Below are 24,300 nucleotides of genomic sequence, written 5' to 3'. Positions count from 1 at the left end.
TAAGAATTTCAATTATTGATTTGGAATCATCAAATAACTTCCGTCTAAATCATTAAAATAAATAACATATTTAGATTTTGCTACAGGTATATTGTCCCCTGTACCTCCTCCTGAGAAAGCAGTATTTCCGCCCCAGGAAACATCCCAGTTATTATTAGCTCTAAACTTCATTCCACCATCATTCAAAGAGGTTACACCTAAAGTCCAGATATGTTCATTAAAAGAGGATTTAATCATTGGAGTTGATGCATCCCATCCTTTAGCGGTGCTATCTCCAATGACACCAACTGTTGCATAACTTTTCGCTGCAGTAGCATCATAAGGAACTAGTGTATATTTTAGAGTTTTTACATTCATAGTAAAAGTATAGTATCCGTCTGCTGCAATTGCAATACTTGCAGGATCCGGGTCACCAGTTGTTCCTCTATATACCAAATCTCCATTAGCTCCACCGTACATAGGAGCCCAGTTCCCTAAGTCTTTTATTGCTTTGAAATAACCGGCTTTAAAAAATCCTGTAAACTTATATTCTTCAGCCTTTTTAGGATTTCTAAACAAAATTTGATTTCCTTTATTGTTATCCCAGCCGGAAACTGTTGCATCTCCCACTAAATACCAATCTGTAAAAGGATAGTCTACTTTTCCTGTGTAAGGCGTTATACTAATTGTGATTAAACCTTTAGCTACCTGCGCAAATCCACCGGATACATTTGACGTAATTTTCACATCATACATCGCGGTAACTTCAGGTTTTCCGCCCAAATCTATTGCAGCTTGATTTAAATCCTTAACAAGTACAGAAAGTTCTGTAATGCTATTAGTAGTAGTTCCGAGCACTTTTGCTGCTGCAAAATTACCTCCTTTTTTATCTATCAATAAAGTGTATTTTACCGATACCGCAGTAGAATATTGCGCTGCTGACCATTTAAATTTAGTAGCTACTGTAGCTGCTTTTTCAACATCTAAGACAAAATCTTGTCCCGTTTCCGGTGCAGTAATTTCCGGAGCAGTAATAGTACTAAGAACTTCTCTTTCGTCAACAGCATCAGCATTACATGATACCGCTAATACACCAATAAATGTGATTAAAATTATATATATCTTTTTCATTTTAATATTTTATAAGATGTTAGTATCCCGGATTTTGTTTTAATGTTGGATTTGCCTGAATGTTTCTTGCAGGAATCGGCATTAAGTCTCTGTATGATTCTGTAGATTGACCATTTAGAGTTCCACCTTTCCATTGCCAGATTTTTGATCCACCACTAAATTTTCCAAAACGAATCAAATCAGTTCTTCTGTGACATTCCCAAAACAACTCTCTCCCTCTTTCATCCAAAATAAAATCCAGCGTTAACTCCTGAGCAGAAATTGTTGGTGCATTTGCTCTGGTTCTAATTTGGTTAATATAACCTAAAGCAGTAGTAATATTTCCGGTAGTAGCTCCTCTAAGAGTCGCTTCAGCATACATTAAATAAGCATCCGTCAATCGGAACATTGGAAAATCTATATCCGGAATATCATTTCTTTGTGCCGCAGAACCATCAGCATTTTTATTAATATATTTTGTTACAGCATAACCATCTGTAAAAGTCCCAACATTATTAATGTCTTTTGATTGTCCATCTGTGTAAAATGTACCTCTGTTATCGGCAGTTGCAGTTTCGTCAGCAAAAAGATTAACAAACTCCCTACGGGTTCTGATTCCCTGCCATCCACCGTCCATTCCTCTGGAAGCCGGAATCATACTGCCTCCAATAGAAGCATGCATAATAAAACTCATTCCTCCACCAGTTGCTCTAATAGCATTACCATCGCTAACAATTGGAAAAATAAATTCAGTTTGAGCCCCGTTTCTGTTATTATCTGCAGAAAATAAATAACGATAAGGAACATTTGCAAAAGTATATCCTGAGCTATTAATGATTTCACTGCATAATGTTGCTGCTTCATTATTTCTGGCTGTACCTGTATATACTTTAGCATTCAGATAAATTTGCGCCAGTAAAAACTTGGCAGCAGCTTTATCAACTCTTCCATACTCATTTTGTTTAGAAGCCACTAAACTATTGTCTAAATCTTTTAATTCAGACTCCACAAAAGCAAAAACTTCTGCTCTTGATTTTTGTACCGGATAAAAGAATCCAACTTGATCGTTTTCTGTAGTAATTGGCACATTACCAAACAAATCCATTAAGTTATAATAAGAAAAAGCTCTTAAGAAACGGGCTTCTGCTCTAAATTTAGCAATATCAGCTTTCAATGCGGCGTCTACTCCTCTTGCCGTTAATTTATCATCTGTAGTTTGTCTCAAAAATTCATTGGCAACACTAATATGATAAAATGCTCTTGAGAATGTTCCTTCTAAAAACTCATTGGCCGGAGACCAGGTTTGAGAATTCAATGTTGGTAAAGTACCATCAGCCCAGGCAATAATTGCCTCATCTGTTGGGAACTCCTGTGTTACAAAAAGTAATCTTAAGTAACTGCTAAAATCACCTCCAAGCCCGGCAATATCCGGACTTTTAGACGGAACATTAGCATCGCCATCACCATCATTACCTCCAACATACAAACCTGCGTATAATTTTGCTAATACTTGTTTGTAAGATGCCGGATTCTGAAAAAAGGTCTCAGATAAAAATTCATCATCATCCTTTGGCGTCACGTTTAAATCGTCCGTACACGAAGTAAACGTCATACTTATTCCTAAAACGAATAGGAAAAAATAAGATATATATTTAAATGATATTTTCATTTTGTTTGTTTTTAAATTTTGATTTTCAGTCTACGATTAGAAATTAGCATTTACTCCAAATAAGAAAGTTCTTGCTCTTGGGTAAACATTATTATCAATACCGTTGAATTTCTCAGGATCTAAACCATTGTATTTGGTAAGAATTAAAACATTCTGAACGCCTGCTGTAAATCTTAAAGAAGCATTTTTAATGATTGTTTTATCAAAAGTATATCCAAGTGTAACGTTATCTAATTTGATAAAAGAAGCGTCTTTTACAAAATAATCAGACAAATAACGTGCTGTTCCGTTATCTTCAAAAGTAAAACCGGTATTATAGTAATCTGAACTTACGTTAGACAAATCACTCTGTCTTCTTAATCCGGCATCAGAATACCCTAAATTAGAACTTACGTTATCAAAAATATGATTTCCTAAACTTGCTCTCCAGTTCATTGTAAAATCAAACTTTTTGTAGTTTAAAGTAGAGAACAGGCCAAAAGTATAATCCGGAGCTGCCTTACCGGCTCTGTAGCGGTCTGCGGTATCAATTTTTCCATCTCCGTTTCTGTCAGCATAAGCTCCGGCTATTGGTCTTTTATTACTATCGTACAATTGTTGGTATACAAAAAATGAATTTGGAGCATTTCCTACCGTATTAATTAAAATTTTATTTCCGTTTCCACCGGCAATATTATCCCCGATAAGATACCCCTGAAAACCAGGAACTGTAATTCCCAAGTCAGAAATTTTCTGATCGATATAAGTAAAATTAAAAGCTGCGTTCCAAGTTAAATTATCATTCTTAACAATGTCAGACTGAACACTAAACTCAACCCCTTTTGTTCTTACACTACCAATATTAAAGAAACCCTGATTTCTTATATTAGCACCGTCAGGAACTGCAATCTCAGCCAATAAGTCTGTTGATTTCTTATCGAAGTAGTTAATCGTTCCGGTTATTCTGTCATTTAAGAACCCGTAATCAATACCAATATTACTCTCCGCTAATTCTTCCCATTTTATATTTTGGTTATATCCCTCCGGTCTTGCAGTTGCATAAATTGTATTACCAAAAATATACTGCGAATTGATTGTTCCCAAAGTTACCCTTTGTAAGTAATCATACTGAGCAGAAATATCCTGCTGACCTGTTGTACCATAACCAACTCTTAATTTTAAACTTGAAACAGTTTCGTTATCTTTTAAGAAAGCTTCTTCAGACAAATTCCATGCAAAAGCAGCACCTCCAAAATTACCCCATCTGTTATCTTCAGAAAAACGGGAAGTTCCATCTCTTCTGTAATTTAAAGTCAATAAATATCTGCTGTCATACCCTACATTCAAACGTCCAAAGAAAGATTGTAAGTTAACATCCGGATCCGTTGTAACATCTGCATTTGGATTTGGCTGTCTAACTTCTCCTGATGAATACTTTTCTTTTTGAAACAATTGATAGTTATAACCAGCTGTTGCATCAATTTTAATTTTTCCTAAATCTTTAACATAATTAAAATAAGCATTTAAGTTTTTATTTTGAAGTGACTCTGTATAGTGACTGTAGTTTCCAAAATTCATATAACCCGGATCAGTAAAAGGTTTTGGCTGAAATCCTAAAATACTTTGAGTACTTACTTCAGTATACCCACTACTGTCAAACTTATCAATACCTGCTTCTACAACAGCTCTTAAGTCTTCAAAGAAATGTAATTTATAATCTAATCTGATGTTACCCCATTTTCTTGTTGAAGTTGCTCGTCTGTTATCCTGATTCAATCTTGCAACAGGATTTCTTGCCGGTAATAAAGGCACATTTCCTGTAGGGTCTAACCATTCGAAATAACCTCCATAACGAGAACCGGCTTCGTAAACAGATTGTGTAGGATCAAATCCGATAGCACTACCAATTACTCCCCCCTCATCCTGAAATTGATTTTTACCAAACGATAAATTTCCACTAATATCAATTTTTAAATGATTGTCAAACAATACCGGATTTAACGATATCGATGTCGTAGTTCTTTCAAAAGAAGTGTTTCTTAGAATTCCGGGATTATCAATATTTCCTACAGATAATCTTACCGGTAATTTATTAAATAAAGCACCACTTACCGATATATTGCTGTTTGTTGTTAAAGCAGTATGGAAAATTTCATCCTGCCAGTTTGTATTGGCATTACCCAATAGAGCCTGTTGCTCCGGAGTACCTTTTGTCATTACCAATTCACGGTACTGATCTGCGTTCATTACATCAACTGTATTGGCAACCGTATTGACACCAATCTGAGAACTAAAATTAACTTTTACAGCCCCTTTTGTTCCTTTTTTAGTAGTAATAACAATTACCCCATTTGCTGCTCTGGATCCGTAGATTGCAGCTGCAGAAGCATCTTTTAAAACGGTAAAAGATTCAATATCGTTAGGATCAATAGTAGACAGGATACTTGTAGCTCCACTTGGAACTGCATTACTTAAAGGCAATCCGTCTAATACGATTAATGGCTCATTTGAAGCACTTAATGAAGATCCTCCACGAATTCTGATATCCGCTTTAGCTCCCGGTGCTCCACCTCCGGTAACATTTACACCCGAGATACGTCCGCTAATTAAGCTTTCCGGAGTTACGTTGATTCCCTTGTTAAATTCCTTTGCGGAAATTTGTGATACAGAACCCGTAGCATCCTTTTTCTTAACAGTTCCGTAACCTACTTGTACTACAACTTCCTTAAGTTGATTCGTATCCTCTTCAAGAGAAACTGTTAACGTTTTTTGTCCGTTAAAAACTACAGTTGACGTTTTATATCCAATAAAGGAAACCAGAATTTTGTCTCCGTTTTTGACATTAGACAACTGAAATTTACCATCAAAATCTGTTGCAGTTCCACCCGGAGCGCCTTGTACATTTACGTTTACTCCCGGAATCGGCTGTCCTGTAGCCAAATCATTCACAACACCATTTAATGTGCTTTGAGCCAACACACTAAAAGGCAGCAGTAGGAATAAAAATAACAACTTTTTATAAATTGTTTTCATACTTTTTGTTTAAATTAGTTTTGAGTTTTTGATTGTTAGTTAAGTTTTTAATTTTACTTCGAATCTCAAAATTATGAATTAATTAACATGCTCAACGAGTTACGATTTTCATAGCGCTACGAAAACGTGGTAGTGTTGAAAACTTTCTATTTTTTGTAATCTTTTTGAACAAAAATTATCAATTATAGAAATATTCGATACCTTTATTAATAATTAGATTTTTCTCAAATCCCTATATGAAACGCAAAATAACCCTAAAACAAATCGCAAAAGAGCTCGACGTCTCTATTTCAACTGTTTCGAAATCACTGCGAAACAGCCTTGAAATTGGCGAAGAAACACGATCAAAAGTGCAGGCTTTTGCCAAGTTTTACAACTACAAGCCCAACAACATTGCCCTTAGTCTAAAAAATCGAAAAACCAAAAGTATCGGCATTATCATTCCGGAAATTGTACATTATTTTTTCTCTACCGTGATCAATGGAATCGAACAGGTAGCCAACGAAAATGGCTATAGTGTTGTCATCTGTTTGTCGGATGATTCTTTCGACAAAGAAGTCCTGAATATGGAAATGCTGGCCAACGGAAGCATCGACGGTTTTATCATGTCGCTCTCAAAAGAAACCCAGTACAAAGGCGATTTTCACCACATTACCGAAGTTATCAATCAGGGTATGCCGGTGGTAATGTTTGACCGTGTTACCAACGATATTTTATGTGACAAAGTAATTATTGATGACAAAGCTGCTGCCTACGAAGCCGTTCAGAGCCTGATTGACAATGGCAGAAAAAAGATCGCTTTGGTTACCACAGTAGATTATGTGAGTGTCGGAAAGCTAAGAACAGACGGTTACGAAAAAGCATTATTAGACAACGGACTGCCTTTTAATGAAGATTTAATCATTAAAATTGAAGATGTCGATACTTGCGAAATCACCATCAGCCAACTTTTACACGACAGGGCTTTTGATGCTGTCTTTGCTGTAAATGAACTTTTTGCCGTAACGATTATCAAAACGGCCAACAAAATGGGTCTTAAAGTTCCCGAAGATATTGCGGTAATTGCTTTTACGGACGGAATTATATCCAAATACTCCACACCAAGCATTACGACCGTGAGTCAAAGTGGTGAAAAAATGGGGAACAAAGCGGCTAAAATGCTTATAGAAAGACTGGAAGCCGAGCATGAGGATGACGAAGAAGAAGAGGAAAACTACACCACCGAAGTAATCGAAACACATCTTATAAAAAGAGAATCTACGGACTAAATTTCTTAAAATCAACCTTTTCCAAAGTCATAATTAATTTTTATGACTTTTTTATTAGCATATATCTAAAAATAATTAATACTTTTACCACCGCTCAAAGCTTTTACTTTTACTTCGAAAATAATAAGTAAGTTTTGATAAGCAAAGCGCTTATCGTCTAATTAATTCTTTAATTACGATAATGGAAAAGCGTAAATTAAGTTTCTGGGAAATTTGGAACATGAGTTTCGGTTTCTTAGGAATACAGTTTGGTTTTGCACTGCAAAACGCAAATACCTCCAGAATTTTTGAAACCCTTGGTGCTAAAATTGACGAAATTCCGATTTTATGGATTGCTGCTCCTGTTTCAGGATTAATAATCCAGCCTGTAATTGGTTATTTTAGCGACAGAACATGGACAAAATTAGGCAGACGTCGTCCCTATTTTTTAATTGGTGCGATTCTATCGTCTGTTGCCTTATTCATTATGCCCAACTCTCCGACTTTATGGATTGCTGCCGGAACTTTATGGATGATGGATGCTTCGATCAATGTTTCGATGGAACCTTTTCGTGCCTTTGTGGGTGACAATTTACCCGAAAAACAACGCACTTTAGGTTTTGCGATGCAAAGTTTCTTTATTGGTACCGGAGCCGTTGTCGGTTCTGTTTTGCCTTATCTTTTTACCAATGTTTTTGGCGTTAGCAATACCGCCGCAGAAGGAATTATCCCTGATTCTGTAAAATGGTCTTTTTACATTGGTGGAATTGTTTTTTTACTTTCTGTTTTATGGACGGTTTTCAAAACAACAGAATATACTCCGGAAGAACTTCATGCTTTTGAAGAGCAAGCCAAAAAAGACAAAGAAGAAATCATTAATCCCAGAACCGAATCGGACCATAACATTAAAAAACAGCTTACTTTAGGTATTTTGTTGGCCGTAATTGGTACGTTGACCTCTTTTCTGATTTTCGAAAATCATTTAGCAAAAGAACTTTACATTCTTTTTATCGGACTGATTTTCATGGGTATTTTATTTATAATAGCCTCCCGATTAAGAACTTCACAAGTCAATAATGGTTTTACTATTATCATGACCGATTTACTGAACATGCCTGCTACTATGAAAAAATTAGCATGGGTGCAGTTTTTCTCCTGGTTTGCGCTTTTCTCTATGTGGATCTATACCACACAAGCCGTTACACAACATATTTTTGGCACAACAGATACGACTTCAAAAGTATACAATGATGCTGCCGATTGGGTTTCTGTATTGTTTACTGTTTATAACGGAATCGCCGCTGCAGTTGCTTTTTTGTTGCCGGTTATTGCGAAAAAAGTAGGAATCAGAGCAACACATTTACTGGCATTATGTGCCGGAGGTGTTGGTTTAATTTCAATTTATTTCATAGGTGATAAACAACTGCTTATACTGCCAATGCTGGGTATCGGAATCGCCTGGGCCAGTATTTTATCTATGCCATACGCCATGTTGTCCGGTGCTTTACCCGCAGCAAAAATGGGGTATTATATGGGCGTTTTCAACTTTTTTGTGGTAATCCCTCAAATTGTGGCTGCTACCATATTAGGCTTTGTAATCAAACAATTTTTCGATAATGAACCTATATACGCCTTAATTATTGGAGGAGTATCGATGATTTTTGCCGGCTTGCTAACGCTAAGGGTAAACAACAGAACTAAAATTGAAATTCATGAATAACAGAAAAGCATTCATATTTGACCTTGACGGTGTAATTGTCGACACCGCTAAATATCATTTTTTGGCCTGGCAGAAAATTGCTCAGGCATTAAATATAAATTTCACACACGAACATAACGAATTGCTTAAAGGTGTAAGTCGCGTTCGTTCTTTAGATATTATTCTTGAATTAGGAAATGATCAGGCTTCACAAGAAGACAAAGACAAATGGTTAATTCAAAAAAATGAAGATTATTTATCTTATTTAGTTGATATGGATGAAAGTGAGATTCTTCCGGGAGTTTTTAAAACGTTACAACTTTTAAAAGATAAAAACCAGGGAATTGCCTTAGGCTCAGCCAGTAAAAATGCAAGACCTATTTTAGAAAAAACAGGGATCCTCTCTTACTTCGAAGTTATTGTAGACGGAAATGACGTTACCAATGCTAAACCCGATCCTGAAGTTTTCTTAAAAGCGGCTCAATTATTACATATTGATCCCAAAAATGCAATTGTATTCGAAGATTCTGTTGCCGGAATTCAGGCGGCAAACACAGGCGAAATGGTGAGTGTTGGAATTGGTGAGCAAACCATTTTACACGAAGCCGACTATGTTTTTAAAGATTTCACCGAAATCGGAACAGACTTTATCGAAAAGCTGATTAGTCAATAAACTAATTGACTCTTTCTTAATGAATAAATCATCAAATCAACATATCAAATCATCAAATTAGTAAAATGAATCAAGATTATATAAAACCGGACAACTGGTCCATCATAGAAGAAGGATTTGACGCAGATCGTGTAAAATCCTCCGAAAGCCTTTTTAGCATTGGAAACGGTGCTATGGGACAACGCGCCAATTTTGAAGAAACGTATTCAGGTGAAACTTTTCAGGGAAGTTATATTGCAGGAATTTATTATCCGGACAAGACCAAAGTGGGCTGGTGGAAAAATGGATATCCAAAGTATTTTGCCAAAGTATTAAATGCGCCAAACTGGATCGGAATCGATATTGAAATCAACGAAGAAAATCTGGACTTACACCAATGTACCGAAGTACGAAACTTTCGCAGAGAACTCAATATGAAAGAAGGATGGTACAATCGTTCTTTTGAAGCAGTTCTGAAAAACGGAACCGAAATCGCAGTAAACGTTCGTCGTTTTCTTTCTTTAGATTTAGACGAAGCAGGAATTATCAAATACGATATTACGCCTTTAAACAAAGACGCAAAAATTGTTTACAAACCTTATATCGATGCCGGAGTAACTAATGAAGATGCCAACTGGGACGAAAAATTCTGGGAACCATTGGAGGTTAAAAAAGGTACAAATGAAGCTTTTGTAACAGCACAGACTTTTAAAACGCATTTTAAAGTTACGACTTTCATGCACAATACGATTTTGGCCAATGGAGAAAATGCAACAATCTCCCCTTCCACAATCGATTCAACTGCAGACAGAGTTCAATATACGTACGGAACTATTATCGCAAAAGGACAAACCTCCTCTATTCAGAAAATTGGTGGTTATACGGTTTCTTTAAATCATGAAAATACCTTAACGGCTGCCGAAAAATGTATCAAAACAGCTTTAAATTCAGGTTATGCTACCTTACTCCAAAATCAAATTGAGGCGTGGAGCAAAATCTGGGAGATGTCAGATATTACAATCGATGGCGATGTAAAAGCGCAACAGGGAATTCGTTTTAATATCTTTCAATTAAACCAAACCTATTTAGGAAAGGACAGCAGACTAAACATTGGACCAAAAGGTTTCACCGGAGAAAAATACGGTGGGTCTACTTACTGGGACACCGAAGCGTATTGTATTCCGTTTTACATGGCAACCAAAGATCAGCAGGTGGCTCGTAATTTATTGACGTATCGTTTCAATCAATTAGACAAAGCGATTGAAAATGCTACCGATAATTTAGGTTTCAAAAATGGCGCGGCTCTATACCCAATGGTTACGATGAATGGGGAAGAATGTCATAACGAATGGGAGATTACCCATGAAGAAATTCATAGAAATGGAGCAATAGCTTTTGCTATTTTCAACTACCATCGTTACACCGGAGACTACTCTTATATTCCCGAAAAAGGATTGGAAGTTTTAATCGGAATTGCCCGTTTTTGGCACCAGAGAGCCTCTTTCTCTAAAGACAAAAACCAATATGTAATTTTGGGCGTTACTGGTCCTAATGAATACGAAAACAACATCAACAATAATTTCTATACCAATTATATTGCAAAATGGTGTATTGATTATGCCGAAGAACAAATCAAAAAAGTAGCGACTGAATATCCTTCAGATCACAAACGTATCTTAGAAAAGGTAACGCTTTCCGCTGCCGAAATTCAGGAATGGAAAAAAGTAGCCGACAATATGTATTTCCCGGTTTCAGAAGAATTAGGGATTTATCTGCAACAAGATGGCTTTTTAGACAAGGAATTAGTTCCCGTAAAAGATCTGGATCGTTCGCAAAGACCGATCAATCAAAAATGGTCCTGGGATCGTGTTTTACGTTCGCCTTATATTAAACAGGCTGATGTCTTGCAGTGTTTTTACTTCTTTGAAAATCACTTCACTAAAGAAGAATTAAAACGTAATTTTGAATTTTACGAGTCATTTACGGTTCATGAAAGTTCACTTTCGCCTTGTGTACACTCTATTCAGGCAGCTGCTTTGGATAAAATGGATATGGCCTATACGTTTTATTTAAGAACTTCCCGTTTAGATCTGGACGATTACAACAAAGAAGTCGAAGAAGGTTGTCATATTACATCAATGGCCGGAACCTGGATGAGTATTGTAGAAGGTTTTGGAGGAATGCGTGTGGTAAAAGATCAACTTCATTTTTCTCCAAAAATTCCAAAAGAATGGGACGGTTATTCCTTTAAAATAAACTTTAGAAATCAAATCGTGAAAGTCGCTGTAAATCATGTTGAAACCGTATTTACAGTAGATGGCGATCAGGATTTGACCATCATAGTCAATGATAAGCCACTAACGATAAGCAAAATGGCACAAATAAATTAGAGTCGAAAATTTTTAAACTTAAAATCATGAAGAAATTATTTTTTGCAAGTTTCCTACTGTTTGCATTAAGCACGGTAGCAGAAGCGCAACAATTAAAATCACCTGAAGGAAAATTTGTAATGGAATTTTCACTTCAGAATGACGGAACACCAACTTATAATTTAAAGTATAAAAATAAAGAAGTTGTAAAAACAAGTAAACTTGGTCTTGAACTTAAAGGAGACCAAAAATCGTTACTGAATGATTTTACAATTGCCGATACTAAAACAAGTACTTTTGACGAAAACTGGAAACCGGTTTGGGGAGAAGTAGACCAAATTAGAAATCATTATAACGAATTGGCGGTTACTTTAAATCAGAAAGGAACAGATCGTCAAATCGTGATTCGTTTCCGTTTGTTTGATGACGGTTTGGGATTCCGATATGAATTTCCAACGCAAAAAAACCTTACGTACTTTATCATTAAAGAAGAAAGAACGCAATTTGCAATGGCAGGTGATCACACTGCTTTTTGGATTCCGGGAGATTACGATACGCAGGAATACGATTATACCAAATCGAAATTGTCTGAGATAAGAGGTTTGTCTGAAAAAGCCTATACGGCAAATGTTTCGCAAAAATCTTTCTCTCCAACAGGCGTGCAAACTTCATTGATGTTAAAAACAAAAGAGGGTATTTACATCAATTTACACGAAGCGGCTTTGATTAACTATTCGTGTATGCATTTGAATCTGGATGATAAAAACATGATTTTCGAATCTTGGTTAACACCCGATGCAAAAGGCGATAAAGGATACATGCAGGCACCAAGTCATTCGCCATGGAGAACAATAATGGTGAGCGATGATGCGAGAGAAATCTTAGCTTCAAAAATGACATTGAACTTAAATGATCCTTCAAAAATCGATGATACTTCATGGATTAAACCCGTAAAATATATCGGAGTTTGGTGGGAGATGATTACAGGAAAAAGTTCATGGTCGTACACCAACGATTTCCCGACAGTACAACTTGGAGTTTCTGATTTTTCAAAAGCAAAACCAAACGGTACACACGGAGCAACCAATGCAAACGTAAAAAAATACATTGATTTTGCTGCTAAAAACGGTTTTGATGCTGTTTTGGTTGAAGGTTGGAATGAAGGCTGGGAAGACTGGTTTGGTCATTCTAAAGATTATGTTTTTGACTTTGTAACGCCTTATCCGGATTTTGATGTGAAAGGCTTACATGAATATGCAAAATCAAAAGGTGTAAAAATTATCATGCACCATGAAACTTCAGGTTCTGTGCGTAACTACGAGCGCCATATGGACAAAGCGTACCAATTCATGAAAGACAATGGTTACGATGCTGTAAAAAGTGGTTATGTTGGCGATATCCTGCCTCGCGGTGAAAACCATTACGACCAATGGATTATCAACCACTACCAATATGCAATCGAAAAAGCAGCTGATTACAAAATTATGGTCAATGCACACGAAGCAGTTCGTCCGACCGGAATTTGCAGAACTTACCCAAACTTAATTGGAAACGAGGCAGCAAGAGGAACAGAATACCAGGCTTTTGGTGGTTCTAAACCAAATCACGTTACTGTTTTACCTTTTACACGTTTAATTGGCGGACCAATGGATTACACACCAGGAATCTTCGAAATGGATATCAGCAAACTAAATCCAGACAACAAATCTCATGTAAACAGCACGATCGCAAATCAATTGGCTTTGTATGTTACCATGTACAGTCCATTGCAAATGGCTGCTGATACTCCGGAGAACTATGATCGTTTCCCGGATGCCTTCCAGTTCATTAAAGATGTGGCGATAGACTGGTCTGAAAGTAAATACATTGAAGCAGAACCGGGAGATTTTATTACCGTTGCCCGTAAAGCAAAAGGAACAAACAACTGGTTCGTTGGAAATGTAAACGGAGAAACTTCCCGTACATCAAACATCGATTTCAGCTTCCTTGAAAAAGGTAAAAAATATACCGCTACGATTTATGCTGATGCAAAAGACGCGCATTACAAAACAAATCCACAAGCTTACACCATCAAGAAAATTGCTGTAACAAATAAATCAAAATTATCACAGTTATCTGTACCGGGTGGAGGTTATGCGATAAGTATTATTGAAAATAAATAATTTAATAACCACATAAGAAATGTAAGTGCATTTAATTTAAATCTTCTCCGTTTTAACTTATTTGTTCTTACATTTTTTATATGGTTTAAATTCAAGCTTGCTATGAACAGTTCAAAAAACAGGTCCCAAACAAACCATTTCTTCTACAAACTAATCCTTTTAGTGCTGCTATTTACCGCTTCCGCGAAAGCACAAATCCAAAAAGTAGAACCGCCATTTTGGTATGCGGGAATGAAAAACCCCGAGCTACAAATTATGTTCTACGGAAAAAACATTGCCCAATATGAAGCTTCGGTTTCTAACAATGTTACCATTAAAAATGTAGAAAAAACAGAAAACCCTAACTACGTTTTCCTTACCATCGACACAAAAGACATCAAAGCTTCTGAATTGGTTTTCTCTTTTAAAATGAAAAACAAAGTCGCTTTTACTCAAAAATATGCCCTAAAAGAAAGAAGAGCCAACTCTGCAAACCGAAAAAGTTATGATGCATCAGATCTGATTTACCTAATCATGCCGGATCGTTTTGCCAATGGAAATCCTAAAAATGACAGCAACGCTTCCTTAACAGATAAAGAAAACCGTAAAGAGCCAAGTGGACGTCACGGCGGCGATATCGAAGGAATCATTAAAAACTTAGATTATATTGCTTCCTTAGGGGCTACCACAATCTGGAGCACGCCTTTAAACGAAGACAACGACAAACAACATTCCTATCATACCTATGCGCAATCTGATGTTTACAAAATAGATCCGCGTTACGGAACCAATGAAGATTACGTTCGTCTGTCTGCCGAAATGCATAAAAAAGACATGAAATTGGTCATGGATTATGTAACCAATCACTGGGGAATCACCCATTGGATGATAAAAGATTTACCGGCAAAATCATGGATCAACCAATTTGAAAAATATACCCAAACTCACCACAGACGTGAAGTAATCACCGATATTCACGCTTCCAAATTAGATCAGGAGGTTTGTATAGACGGTTGGTTTGTTCCTTCTATGCCTGATTTGAACTTAAGAAATCCTCTGGTTGCAAAATACTTAACCCAAAATGCCATTTGGTGGATTGAATACGCTAATCTGGATGGATTTAGAGTCGACACCTACAATTATTCTGATCCAACGGCAATGGCAAATTGGGCTAAATCGGTTACAGATGAATACCCAAACTTTAATATAGTTGGAGAAATCTGGATGCACAATCAGGCGCAATTAGCTTATTGGCAAAAAGACAGTAAAGTAGGCGCTATCCAAAACTACAATTCGAACTTGCCTAGTGTAATGGATTTTACTTTACAAGATCAGATTGGTTCAGTTTTTAGTGAAGATGAACCTAACTGGGATAGTGGACTAATTAAGTTTTACAACAATTTTGCATTAGACTACCTCTATCCAAACCCGGATAATATCCTGGTTTTTGCTGAGAATCACGACACCAACCGCATCAACGATGTGTACAAATACGATCTGGCAAAATACAAATTGGTAATGACTTTGCTGGCAACCGTTCGTGGAATTCCGCAAATCTACTACGGTTCAGAAATCGGAATGGGCGGTGACAAAAGCAATGGTGACGGAGGAATTCGTCAGGATTTCCCCGGAGGATGGATTGGCGATAAAAACAATGCCTTTACCAAAGAAGGCCGAACAGATCTACAGGCAAAATATTTTGACTTTAGTTCGAAATTATTCAACTGGAGAAAATCAAATGAGGCTGTACACTTCGGGAAAATGACACATTATATTCCGGAGAACAATACGTATGTTTACTTTAGATATACTGATGCTAAAACGGTAATGGTGGTTTTTAATAACAATGCAAAAGAACAAACCATTAAAACCGATCGTTTTAAAGAAAACATCAAAAACTATAAATCAGGAAAAGATGTTCTGACCGGAAAATCTTTTGATCTGTCTTCTGAAATCATTTTAGAACCAAAATCGGCCGTGATTTTAGAACTGGAATAACCGTATCGTAGAGACGCACTGCTGTGCGTCTCTACGACAATTCACAAAAATTAACAAATGGCATGATCTCTAATGACGAGGTTATTTTTTAACACATAGAAACATAGCTTGTAGGAATCGATAAAAGTCGTTTCACTTTGCATATATACACATAGTAGAGACGCACACCGTAGAGACGCACTGCAGTGCGTCTCTACTATGTGAAATAAAGATTTATCTATTTTAGTCTTAAAAAAAGAATCTAAATCTATGTTCCTATGTGTTAAAATATTTTGCGTTACGAATTTTTTATCCCTAATACGGAGAGACGCGCATTACGGTTAAAAAACCAGATGGCATTAAAAAATCTATAATAAATGAAAAAATACACCTCCCTTTTTCTACCTTTAGTATTCTTAATCATGGGTTGTTCTGGCTCTAAATCAGTTACAATGAATAAAGACACTTCAAAAACACCTTTCGTCTGGGAAGGAGCCAATGTTTATTTTCTGCTTACAGATCGTTTTTACAATGGAAATCCTTCAAACGATTTAAATTTCAACCGAACCAAAACACCCGGAAAACTGCGCGGTTTTGAAGGTGGCGATATCATCGGAATTACCAAAAAAATTGACGAAGGCTACTTTGACCAACTTGGAATAAATGCCATCTGGCTTACGCCTGTTGTAGAGCAAATTCACGATGGTGTCGACGAAGGAACAGGCCTCAGCTATGGATTTCATGGATACTGGGCACGGGATTGGTCGGCTTTGGATCCAAATTTCGGCACAAAAGAAGACTTAGCCAATCTGGTCCAAAAAGCACACCAAAAAGGGATTAGAATTGTTTTAGACGGTGTCATCAATCATACCGGACCTGTAACGGCCGAAGATCCGATCTGGCCGGAAGACTGGGTCAGAACGGGAGTAGTTTGCGATTATAAATCATTCGAAAACACAACGATGTGTACTTTGGTAGAAAATCTTCCCGATGTAAAAACCGAAAGCACTCAAAATGTAGCACTCCCTCCTTTTTTAATCGAAAAATGGAAAAAGGAAGGTCGTTACGAAAAAGAAATAGCTTCTTTAAATGCCTTTTTTGAAAGAACCGGTTATCCGAGAAGTCCAAAATATTACATTATAAAATGGCTAACAGATTACATCGTTGAATTTGGAATTGACGGTTATCGTGGAGATACGGTAAAACACACTGATGAAAATGTATGGGCAGATTTTAAAAAAGAATGTGATTACGCTTTTGAAACCTGGAAAAAAAATCATCCGGCACAAGTTTTAGATCAAAATCCGTTTTATACCATTGCCGAAGTGTATGGTTATGGCATAAGCGGAGGACTGGAGTATGATTTTGGAGACCGAAAAGTAAATTACTTTCAGAATGGCTTCAACAGTATGATAAATTTTGAGTTTAAATGGAATGCAGCTCAAAACAATTATGAAAGTTTGTTTTCTAAATACTCAAATCATTTAAATAACGAACTTAAAGGTTATTCTGTCTTAAACTATTTGTCATCACATGACGACGGTCAGCCTTTTGACGCCAACAGAACGAAGAGTATCGAAGCTGGAACAAAACTTTTACTCTCCCCGGGAATGTCTCAGGTCTATTATGGAGATGAGTCTAATCGTTCTTTAATAATTGAAGGAACCCAAGGCGATGCTACTTTGCGCTCTAATATGAATTGGAATGACATTCAAAATAATACGGAGACTCAAAGAACCCTCTTGCATTGGCAGAAATTAGGGCAATTTAGACGAAATCATCCTGCGGTTGGAGCTGGAATTCATTCTCAACTATCGACTCAGCCTTATGTTTTTTCGAGAACTTATTCTAAAGACCAATTTTCAGATATCGTTATTATTGGTTTGGATTTAGCAAAAGGACCTAAAGAACTTTCTGTAAATTCTCTTTTTAAAGACGGAACAAAACTGAGAGACTTTTACTCAAATCAGGAAGTTGAAGTTATGGATGGGAAAGTTATTCTGGACAGCGAATTTGATATTGTTTTGTTGGAAAGCTTATAAAGGTTTAACCGCAAGGAGCGCAAAGATTTACGCAAGGTTCGCAAAGTTTTCTTTAAGGCTGTGCGCTTTTAAATAAATAGTGGAGCGCATAATTAAGTTTTTCACGCAGATTTTGCAGATTAAGCAGATTGTAATGCCGAAAAAAAATAAATCTGTTTAATCTGCAACCCGAGCGATAGCGAACTGGCGGAGCAAATCTGCGTGCATAAAAAACTTTGCGAACCTTGCGTAAATCTTAGCGCCCTTTGCGGTTAAAAAAACAAAATCTTTGCGACCTTTGCGGTTAAAAACAAACCACATGCTAAAAATAGCCCATCGCGGTGCCAAAGGCTATGAACCGGAGAACACCTTAAAAGCATTTCAAAAAGCATTAGACCTAAATGCAGACGGAATCGAACTCGACGTTCACCTCAGCATTGACGGACATTTAATTGTCATGCATGATGAAACCATCGACAAAATGACCAACGGAAAAGGCTTTGTAAATACACTATCTTTGCCCGAATTAAAGTCTTTTTTGATTGCAGACCAATATAAAATTCCAACCTTAAACGAGGTTTTTGATCTGATAGACAAAAAATGCCTGATCAATATCGAATTAAAAAATGGAGATACAGCCGTCAAAGTTGTTGCTTTAATTCATCAATATATTGCCGAGAAAAGTTGGAGTTACGACCACTTTATCGTTTCCAGTTTTGATTGGAATGCCTTGCTGGAAGTTCACCATTTAGATTCAAAAATCCTTATTGGAGTTTTAACCGAAACAGATCTTGATGCCGCTTTGACTTTCGCCCAATCCATAAAAGCAAAAGCCATTCATCCGGATTACCAGATGTTAAATGAGGAAAACACCCAAGAAATACAGGAAAAAGGCTTCTGGGTTTTACCCTGGACCGTCAATGAACCGAAAGACATTCAAAAAATAAAAAGCTATAAAGTAAACGGAATCATCAGTGATTTTCCGGACAAAATATAAGATCTAGAGAATAGCCACAGATTAAAAAGATTCACACAGATTTCAAAATCTTTTTAATCGCTTTAATCTGTGGCAAAAAAAATAAACGGAATACTCATATAAAGTATTTAAAAAAAACAGCCACAGATTAAAAGATTCACACAGATTTTAAATCCTTTTATTCTCTTTATCTGTGGCAAAAAAATAAACGGAATACTCGTATAAAGTATTTTTTAAAAAAAGCCACAGATTAAAAAGATTCGCACAGATTCTAAATCCTTTTAATCTCATTAATCTGTGGCAAAAAAAATTCGAGCCAATTCGCGTAATTCGTGGCAAAAAAAATAATATGATCAAAAATTTCGACATACTAATCGTTGGCGGAGGCGCAGCAGGATTTTTTACCGCTATTAATATTGCGGAGAAAAATCCAAAACTAAAAATTGTTATTTTAGAAAGAGGAAAAGAAGTCCTTTCTAAAGTCCGCATTTCCGGCGGTGGAAGATGCAACGTGACACACGCTTGTTTTGAACCAAATGAATTAGTCAAATTTTACCCGCGTGGCGAGAAAGAACTTCGTGGTCCTTTTCATCAGTTTTGCTCAGGCGATACAATTGAATGGTTTGAGAAACATGGTGTAGAACTTAAAATCGAAGAAGATGGCAGAATGTTTCCGGTCTCCAATTCATCCCAAACCATTATCGATTGCTTTCTAAAAGCAACCGAAAAACTAGGGATAAAAGTACTGACTGGTCAAAGTGTGCAATCCATTTTCAAGAAAGAAAATCATTGGAAAATTGATACTCAAAACGAAAATTACGCTGCCGAAAAATTAATTCTTGCCACAGGAAGCAATCCGAAAGTTTGGGAAATGCTGCAAGCAGAAGGCCATGCTATCGTGAGCCCTGTTCCTTCTCTGTTTACTTTTAATATCAAAGATTCCCGCATCAAAGAATTGCCCGGAGTAGCAACTCAGGTAACCGTAACGGTAAAAGACACCAAACTCGAATCGACAGGTCCTTTGTTAATCACCCATTGGGGAATGAGTGGCCCTGCGATTCTGAAGCTTTCAGCTTGGGGAGCCAGAATCTTATTTGATAAAAATTATCAGTTTACCATTTTTGTCAATTGGCTGAATGATGTTGACACCGAAGATGCTGAAAAAATACTGAAAGATTTAAAACAAGAGCACGCTAAAAAAGCGGTTTCCAAAAAGTCCCCTTTTGATTTCCCAAATCGTTTATGGGAGAGTTTAGTTTTAGCTTCCGGAATCGAAGCAGAAACAAAATGGGCGGATTTATCTAAGATTCAATTGCAGAATTTAGCTGCACAGCTTACTAAAGCAAAATTTCAGGTCAATGGAAAAAGTACTTTTAAAGAAGAATTTGTGACTGCAGGCGGAATTGATTTAAAGGAAATTAACTTTAAAACCATGGAAAGCAAACTGCATCAAAATCTTTATTTTGCGGGAGAAATTGTAAATATTGATGCCATTACCGGTGGATTTAATTTTCAGAATGCCTGGACAAGCGGATTTATTTTAGCCAACAGTATTTAGTTTTATAGTTATGGAATCTTCATTAAAAGAACAAATTCTTTCGATTGCTTCCTTTACAGAAAAGGAAACAGAAAAGATTCTTTCCAGTTTCGAATATGAAAAATTTGATGCAAAAACCTACCTCTCTTCTATTGGAAAAATCAGCAACAGGATTTTCTTCATTAGTAACGGATTAGCCCGCACCTATTATATAAAAGAAGGAAAAGAGATCACTACTTATCTAAGCTGTGATAATGGTTTTATTTCCTCTTACTCCAGTTTCATCAACCAAACTCCGTCTTACGAGAATATTCAGTGCCTTGAAGAATGTGAAGTTCTTTCTATAAGTTATGAAAAAATGCAGTCTTTATATGCTGAAATTCCAAATTGGGAGCGTGTTGGCAGAATTCTCGCTGAGCAAAACTATCTCTGTATGGCCGATCGAATACTGAAACTTCAAATGATTCCTGCAAAAGAAAAATACCTGACTTTTCTTGAAACGGCTCACCCAAAAATCATTCAAAGAACACCTTTGATTCATGTGGCTTCTTTTTTAGGAATCACGGCGGAATCTTTAAGCCGAGTCAGACAAAGCATTTCTTAACATTTGTCAAGAGAATTTAATGGCTGAATTCAAATCTTTGCTTCTATAAAATTTGAAAAGATGAAGACTATAGCCAAAGATGTTTACCAGATTCCCCTATTTCCACGAAATGCGATTAATTGTTATCTGATAGGAGACGTTCTTGTTGATGCCGGAATTAAAAGCTCTGCCGGAATTATTTTAAATGCTTTAAAAAACCGCACGGTATCCAAACATGTACTGACGCATGCCCATGCAGATCATCAGGGAAGCAGTAAAACGATTTGTGAAACGTTAAGCATTCCTCTTTGGTGCAGCGAATTAGAAAAAACAGCTGCAGAAAACGGAAATGTTACTTTTGAATATCCAAATCCCACACATTTGATTCCAAAATTTCAACAAAAATTCTGGGCGGGAAAAGGACATTCTGTATCGCAAACATTGAAAGAAGGAGATTCTATTGCCGGATTTACAGTAATCGAAACTCCGGGACATTCGAGCGGACATCTTTCTTTTTTCAGAGAAAAAGACGGTCTGCTGATAGTTGGCGATGTTTTGACCAATATGAATTTATTAACCACAATAGTCGGGTTACATGAACCTCTCGGTTTATTTACTACAGATAAAGAATTAAACAGAAAGTCTATTCTAAAATTAACCGCTTTAAAACCTAAGACACTCTGTTTTGGCCATGGGCCGGTTTTAATAAATAATGGAGAATTAGAAAAATTTACAGAAAAAATATTCCTTTAAATTTATGAAACCGGAAAAGGATGTTACTTTTGATTTCCAAAATCAATTAACAAGACTTTACATCTTCCATAAGTTTTCATTAAGACAATTCTAATAATTTTACTTTCACAAACTAACCCTTTATGAAAGTAAAATTACTTACCACAATTTCTTTTTTCACCTACCAACTTTCTATTTCCCAATCTGATAAACTACTTCATGGAAAAGTTCTTTTCAACAATAAACCCCTCCGAAAAGTAGAAGTCATTAATAAAACAGCCAAAACCAGTACCACGACCAATGATCTGGGAGAATTTTCAATTGCGGTAAAAGTGCGGGACAGTTTGCTGTTTTTCTCCAAAGATTTCTTTTTTACAAGAATAAAGTTAACACAGGAAAATATCGACGCCGATAATCTTATGGTCAATATGGTAGTCAGGCCGGAAGAGCTAAATGAAGTCGTTATCACAAACATAAAATTTGACAAAATCAAATACGATGCGGAAGCTACTTTTAAAATAGACGTTTTAAAAAGAGCCAATGATTTAACCCGTACGATCCCCGGTTATAAAGATGGTACAATAGCAAACGGAATGTCGCTTGCAATCCCTTTCGGGAACGGAAAACCCAAAAAAGATCTTCAAAAGCAGAATGATTTCAAAAAACTAATTACCAAAACCTGCCCTCCTGATTTTTTTACTAAGGATTTAAAACTAAACGCCGAAGAAGTTTCTTTGTATCTTGAATTTTGCGATGCTGACCCAAGATCTAAAACACTTTTAGAACATAGCAATATCTTAACCACAATGGATTTTTTATACGCTAAAAATGAAGAATTTAAGAAACTAAAGACAGACGCTAAAAATTAATAAAACACAAATGGATCAGGTACAAAAACTGAGGCAAAATAAAAAAAGCTGCCACAGATTTCACTGATTTAAGGGATTTTCTTTATGGTTCAAAACACAAATTCGATATACAAACTCCTTTAACCAGAGGAATTTGCATACCGAATTTGAAACATGAAAATATACGTTTAGTACCCCGGATTTTGTTTTAAATTCAAATTAAACAAAGCGTCTGACGGAAGACAATACAGCAAATATTTCTCTGAAGAGGTATTCTTTTTTAGCTCTCTGGGAGAAAGAAAAGTTCCAAAACGAATCATATCATTTCTTCTCCATCCTTCCCACCATAGTTCTCTTCCTCTTTCAAAATATACATTTTCGAGAGTTGCAGTTGGAGCTGGAACGCCTGTTCGGACGGCAATTTTATCCAAAATATCCTGAGCAGAGCCATTACCTGATACTGAACCGCCTCTAAGAATTGCTTCGGCCTCCATTAACAAAGCGTCAGCATAACGCATTAAAATAAAGTCGTTTTCGGGGTTGTCTAAATTGTTAACATCCGGCTGGTATTTTTGAGTTCTGATTCCGGCTGTTTCAATCGTGGGGCCAGAAAGAATTAGTTTCACGTCTTTGGTAAAAAACAAAAGGTTCCCATTTCTGTCTTTTAAAGGAACTGTTCCTCCTGGCGTAACTACACCGGTAACCTCATCAGTGGTCTCCGGAGCATACATTTGTCCGAACTGAAATCCGATTGGGTTTCCAAAATGCGCAATAATTTCAGGTGTTGCATGCTGACGACGTTCATCTGCGGCATTAAAACGATCGTAATATTCTCCAACCGTGCAAAAACCATTGTATCCATCAGGTGATTGGTTGTAATGCATTCCGTAGCGCCAGTAATCCCCTAGTGCTCCGCCATCTCCCAATACATTTTTCGAAGAAAACAAAATCTCCGGCGAAGTATTATTATCGGGTGTAAAATTATCCCAATAAGAAGCCGCTAAACTACTTTTTATGGCTTCTACATGTGCAATAACCTTGTTCATATTTACTGCATCAAAAGTATAGGGCCCTGCCGGGTTCGCTGCTTTGAAAACCCCGATATTCAAATAAATTTTAGCCAATAAAAAATGCCCTGCATCGCTATTCACGATACTGGCGTCTCCGGCAACACGCTCCGGCAAATTATTCAAAATAGCTTCTAATTCAGTAATTATAAAATCGGTTGCCTGTGCTCTTGTCCATACTTTAGGATCACTTGTTAGCGGAGATCCCGGTTCTCTATAGGGTGTTTGTCCGTACAAATCCAAAACATTGTAATAATAGAATGCTCTTAAAAAACGCGCCTGAACAATTTCTGACGGATTATTAGACTTTTCGATAATCGTATTACAGTCGTACACACTCGCCAATAAACTGTTCCAGGCATTTCTGATCTCGACATTATCGGGTGTCCATGTAAGGGCATGAAACTGTCTCCAGGTACCATTATCATCCCAATCTCCTCCTCTGGTCGGCCCCACTAATGCATCGGTTGACATCTCATTGAGTGTATGCATTTGCTCCTGAACCTGAAAATTTCTTAATCCCTGATAAGCGGTTCTCAATAAAGCGGCTGTATTAACAGGGCTATTATCTCCTCCGGTGAGGGTTCCGTCTAAAACTTCTTCATTCAAATTAGTACAGCTAACACCTAAAAACAGCGTGCCGACAAAAAAGATACTTTTTATAATATTTATAGTTTTCAT

Annotated in this window: 16 protein-coding genes; 12 read left to right on the top strand and 4 right to left on the bottom strand. The window is 36.7% G+C overall.

What is annotated here, in order from left to right:
• Positions 1–12: 12 nt before the first annotated feature.
• Genes G3A47_RS12495 through G3A47_RS12485 form a run of 3 tightly spaced genes read right to left on the bottom strand, consistent with a single transcriptional unit; the run spans position 13 to position 5,770 of the window.
• Entirely contained in the window at positions 13–1,110 is a 1,098-nt protein-coding gene (locus G3A47_RS12495) for a SusE domain-containing protein (RefSeq protein WP_166922777.1), read from the bottom strand.
• A 19-nt stretch (positions 1,111–1,129) separates the two neighbouring features.
• Positions 1,130–2,758, bottom strand: coding sequence for a RagB/SusD family nutrient uptake outer membrane protein (locus G3A47_RS12490; protein ID WP_166922776.1), 1,629 nt, complete (start codon positions 2,756–2,758; stop codon positions 1,130–1,132).
• A 36-nt stretch (positions 2,759–2,794) separates the two neighbouring features.
• Positions 2,795–5,770, bottom strand: coding sequence for a SusC/RagA family TonB-linked outer membrane protein (locus G3A47_RS12485; RefSeq protein ID WP_166922774.1), 2,976 nt, complete (start codon positions 5,768–5,770; stop codon positions 2,795–2,797).
• A 236-nt stretch (positions 5,771–6,006) separates the two neighbouring features.
• Here G3A47_RS12485 and G3A47_RS12480 point away from each other — a divergent pair, with 236 nt between their 5' ends.
• The 12 genes from G3A47_RS12480 (at position 6,007) to G3A47_RS12425 (ending at position 22,573) form a co-directional block, all read left to right on the top strand.
• Positions 6,007–7,038 carry a LacI family DNA-binding transcriptional regulator gene (locus G3A47_RS12480; protein ID WP_166922771.1) on the top strand — a complete coding sequence of 344 codons (1,032 nt, stop codon included), beginning with the start codon at positions 6,007–6,009 and terminating at the stop codon, positions 7,036–7,038.
• Between the two features lie 181 nt (positions 7,039–7,219).
• Entirely contained in the window at positions 7,220–8,737 is a 1,518-nt protein-coding gene (locus G3A47_RS12475) for an MFS transporter (RefSeq protein WP_166922769.1), read from the top strand.
• On the top strand, positions 8,730–9,389 hold the full coding sequence (pgmB, locus tag G3A47_RS12470) for a beta-phosphoglucomutase (protein WP_166922767.1): 660 nt from the start codon (positions 8,730–8,732) through the stop codon (positions 9,387–9,389). The genes G3A47_RS12475 and pgmB overlap by 8 nt, the downstream gene beginning before the upstream one ends.
• A 65-nt stretch (positions 9,390–9,454) precedes the next feature.
• Positions 9,455–11,758, top strand: coding sequence for a glycoside hydrolase family 65 protein (locus G3A47_RS12465; RefSeq protein WP_166922765.1), 2,304 nt, complete (start codon positions 9,455–9,457; stop codon positions 11,756–11,758).
• A 26-nt stretch (positions 11,759–11,784) separates the two neighbouring features.
• Positions 11,785–13,899 carry a glycoside hydrolase family 97 protein gene (locus G3A47_RS12460; protein ID WP_166922763.1) on the top strand — a complete coding sequence of 705 codons (2,115 nt, stop codon included), beginning with the start codon at positions 11,785–11,787 and terminating at the stop codon, positions 13,897–13,899.
• 102 nt (positions 13,900–14,001) lie between these two features.
• Positions 14,002–15,876 (top strand): glycoside hydrolase family 13 protein, encoded by a 1,875-nt coding sequence (locus G3A47_RS12455; RefSeq protein ID WP_166922761.1) that lies wholly within the window; start codon positions 14,002–14,004, stop codon positions 15,874–15,876.
• Positions 15,877–16,232: 356 nt separating this feature from the next.
• Entirely contained in the window at positions 16,233–17,897 is a 1,665-nt protein-coding gene (locus tag G3A47_RS12450) for an alpha-amylase family glycosyl hydrolase (RefSeq protein ID WP_166922759.1), read from the top strand.
• A 298-nt stretch (positions 17,898–18,195) separates the two neighbouring features.
• Positions 18,196–18,873 carry a glycerophosphodiester phosphodiesterase gene (locus G3A47_RS12445; RefSeq protein WP_166922757.1) on the top strand — a complete coding sequence of 226 codons (678 nt, stop codon included), beginning with the start codon at positions 18,196–18,198 and terminating at the stop codon, positions 18,871–18,873.
• A 328-nt stretch (positions 18,874–19,201) separates the two neighbouring features.
• Entirely contained in the window at positions 19,202–20,410 is a 1,209-nt protein-coding gene (locus G3A47_RS12440) for a BaiN/RdsA family NAD(P)/FAD-dependent oxidoreductase (protein ID WP_166922755.1), read from the top strand.
• Positions 20,411–20,420: 10 nt separating this feature from the next.
• Positions 20,421–20,993, top strand: coding sequence for a Crp/Fnr family transcriptional regulator (locus G3A47_RS12435; protein WP_166922753.1), 573 nt, complete (start codon positions 20,421–20,423; stop codon positions 20,991–20,993).
• Positions 20,994–21,053: 60 nt separating this feature from the next.
• Complete coding sequence (locus tag G3A47_RS12430; RefSeq protein WP_166922751.1) at positions 21,054–21,725, top strand: MBL fold metallo-hydrolase; 672 nt, start codon at positions 21,054–21,056, stop codon at positions 21,723–21,725.
• 122 nt (positions 21,726–21,847) lie between these two features.
• A complete protein-coding gene (locus G3A47_RS12425; protein WP_166922749.1) occupies positions 21,848–22,573 on the top strand; it encodes a transthyretin-like family protein in 726 nt (241 codons plus the stop codon).
• A gap of 167 nt (positions 22,574–22,740) precedes the next feature.
• On the opposite strand, the gene G3A47_RS12420 is transcribed toward G3A47_RS12425, so the two are convergent.
• A complete protein-coding gene (locus tag G3A47_RS12420) occupies positions 22,741–24,300 on the bottom strand; it encodes a RagB/SusD family nutrient uptake outer membrane protein (RefSeq protein WP_166922747.1) in 1,560 nt (519 codons plus the stop codon).

The organism is Flavobacterium poyangense (genome assembly GCF_011751075.1).
Lineage (GTDB): Bacteria > Bacteroidota > Bacteroidia > Flavobacteriales > Flavobacteriaceae > Flavobacterium > Flavobacterium poyangense.
The sequence above is the reverse complement of the archived record's forward strand: the minus strand, read 5'-3'. Positions and strand labels throughout refer to the sequence as shown.